This window comes from Occallatibacter sp. (assembly GCF_049582745.1).
GTDB lineage: Bacteria > Acidobacteriota > Terriglobia > Terriglobales > Acidobacteriaceae > Telmatobacter.
The window spans coordinates 1-3,054 of the sequence record NZ_JBAUUO010000111.1 but is presented as its reverse complement, the minus strand read 5'-3'; the positions used below and the strand labels follow the sequence as shown (position 1 = coordinate 3,054).

Annotated in this window: 2 protein-coding genes; both read right to left on the bottom strand. The window is 56.5% G+C overall.

Annotated elements, in window-relative coordinates:
- Positions 1-310 precede the first annotated feature (310 nt).
- A complete protein-coding gene (locus tag WCA10_RS16680) occupies positions 311-1,291 on the bottom strand; it encodes an IS110 family RNA-guided transposase (protein ID WP_472823643.1) in 981 nt (326 codons plus the stop codon).
- 154 nt (positions 1,292-1,445) lie between these two features.
- On the bottom strand, positions 1,446-2,810 hold the full coding sequence (locus WCA10_RS16675) for an IS110 family RNA-guided transposase (protein ID WP_472823642.1): 1,365 nt from the start codon (positions 2,808-2,810) through the stop codon (positions 1,446-1,448).
- Between the last annotated feature and the right edge of the window lie 244 nt (positions 2,811-3,054).

The window sequence follows — 3,054 nt, the reverse complement described above, 5'->3', positions numbered from 1 at the left end:
TCTGTCAAGGAAAAGCACAAGATTCGTGGGCGCGCACCGGAGGGCGCGCAGTTGGTCTGATCAGGATCTACCGTTACGCAACAGTGCCTCTCGGCCGATGATTCCTGCATCAAGCAGAACCACACATCCATTTGCTGTCTGAGACCCCGAAGAGTCCGCACAGAAGATTGAGTTTGTGTTCTCTGCCAGCCCCGAAACAATTCAACGGGAGCCTCCGGAGTTTTCACTCCATCGCCCAGTGGCCAACTTGCGGGGCCTGGCAGTCTGCGCATCGGAATAATCCTGGTGTTTTTCATTCATGGGCAGGCTTTTAGGCTGCCACCGTGCCTCCGCGTTCCTCGGCAGGCACGAAATCCTGTTTTCTGCGTTCGACCGCAACCATCCAGGCCACCATCTTCCTGGCTACAGCTAACGTGGCTCGGTTGCGATCGCCCCTCTGCTTTTCCTTCTCGTGGAGCAAAGCCAATTCATGGCTGTATCGCGGTGCCAGTTTCGCCGCTTCCACCAGCACCTGCTGAATATGCTTGTTGCGCTGCTTGGAAATCGGCGTGCGCACGATCTTGTCCGCTGAACGCTTCTCGGCACCGCACAGTCCGCAATAACTGATGGCCTGCTTGATCGATTGGAAGCGTGCCACATCGCCGATCTCCAGAACCCAGGTCAGCGCCGTAATCGGACCCACTCCGGGAACCGTTCGCAAACGCTTTAGCCGTTCGGCCAGCAGCGGGTCGCGCTCGAGCGAACTCACCAGCGCATAGTCCAGCTTCTGCGTTCGATTAATCGTCTCCCGGCTCAGCTTCAACAGCGGCCTGACACAGTCGATCTCTTCGTTGCCCGACATCAGCTCGGTAAAGTAGCCCACCTTGTGCAGTCGCTGCTTGTTGTAGCTCACGCCGGTCTCCATCAACAGGCCCGAGATCCGGTTCTTCATCTGCACCATCTGCTTCACCAGCAGTCCGCGGTAGCGCAGGGTGCGCCGCCGGTCGCGGATCTCGGTCGATGTCATGTAGCACTCGGGAAGAAAATCACAACGCAAACAGTCGGCGATCTTGCTGGCATCGATCTTGTCGTTCTTCCGCTTCGCTGCTGCAATGGCCCGCAGCATCAGCGGATGGGCAACCTTCACCTTCTCGGCATGCGGAAGCAGATGATCGTAAATCCAGCCCGTGAAGATCGTCGCTTCCATGGCGATCATCCGGGGTTGGGGAACGGTCTTGATCCAGGCATCAAGTTCGCGCCGCGTCGATCCGATCTTGCCTTCCTGATGGATCTTGCCGGCCGCGTCCTTCACGCAATAGCTGATCGTTTTCTTGTGAACATCAAGTCCGATGTAATACATATGTCTCTGAGGAGCCTCCGTGGGTAGTTCTCTGAATCAGCACACCGCTGAGTTCAGCCTTTGTAACACCCTCGTGCTCCTCCTCGACTCCTGATGAACACAACCTTCAAGTTGTTCCGGTAATGGGTGCAAGTTGGAAGCCAAGCTCGGCAGCCTGCTTGCGCAAACGCTTTTCGGCACGGACACTCGTCTGTTGATCGAATCGAGAGAAGACCTTATCTGAGTACGGCTGCCTGGTGGAAAGCAAGTGATAGACGATGCGAGCCAGCTTGTGTGCGGTGGCCGTTACCGCGGCTGGCGCCCCAAGTCTCCACTTCATCTTGCGGTAGAAATCTCCCAGGTAGTTCTGAGCGTGGTAGAGGCAGTGTGCTCCGAGTCGCAATGCGATGGCTGCTCTGTTCTTCACCTTGCGCGTGCGAGTGTAGAGGACCTTTCCTCCGCTGACCTGCTTCTCCGGGCAGAGTCCCAACCAGGATGCGAAGGCAGAGGCGTTGCGGAAGCGCGAAACATCTGCTCCAACCTCCATTAGGATGGTATGTGCAGTCAAGGTACTGATACCGGGCACATCGGTGAGATCGACGCCTGCGATACGAAACAGCTCTTCCTTCAGATCGAAGCTGGGCTCGTTGCCCGCGTGTTGATAGATCCGCTTCTTGGTTCCAACTGGTCGTTTGTGCGGCGCGTCTTCGGCTCGTGGAAGTTTCCGCATGTTCTGCTCCAGTTCGAGATCCAGCTCGGCCATCAGTTGCTTATAGAACCGATAGGCTGACAGGGACTGGCGAAGCGCAAACAAATGCTCGGGACGATAGTCTCCTTCCAGAGACTTCGCGACTGTCTGGCGTGAACTGCGGATGCGTCGATTACATAAACTGGCCAGCTTGGCTGGATCCCGTTCTCCCGCCAGGATGGCATCCAGAATCGCTATCCCGCTTACGCCAACGATATCGCTCAAGACATGATGCAGCTGGAGGTTCATCTGACTTAGAGCTTTCTGCATGTGCTGAATATGTTCAGCTGCCATCTGTACGAGACCCTCTCGGTGGCGCCAAAGAGCGCGCAATACGCAGATCTCGTCGGGCGGCCGAAAACTCGCCTTCAGCAATCCCACAGAGTGCAAATACTGGATCCACTGACAGTCCGAAACGTCGCTCTTGCGCCCGGGAACGTTCTTCACATGATGTGCGTTAACCAGGAAGACCTCAAACCCGTGCGTTTCCAGAATCTGATAAAGCGGAATCCAGTAAACACCAGTCGACTCCATGGCTACGGATCGGATGTTGCACTCGCGCAGCCAATCGGCCAATGCTAACAAATCGCGAGTGAATGTATCGAATCGACGGACTGAATCGATGTCGCGATCCGGCGGAACAGAAACAAATATCTCTTCGGCGCCGATATCAATCCCCGCCGCATCGGGGTGCATGATCGGCAGCATCCGTCCACTCTGTCTTGGCTTGGCCTTGCTGCTCATCGTAGGCTCCTTCTGCTGGAACCTGCGGCCCGAAGTTACGTCACGAACAAACTCCTGAACGGGATCGCCGCATCAAGCGGACGTCACCACTGACCTCTACGCGACTTCGGACCCACGCTTAACAACGGGCTCTCGGTCAGCACCAATGTCAAGGCCGGGCTGTAGCTGTCGCATGCTCCAGCGGATCCAGTATGACCTACGCCTGTTCATCCCGTCCCTCTTGGGACACCCCATCCGACGCTTA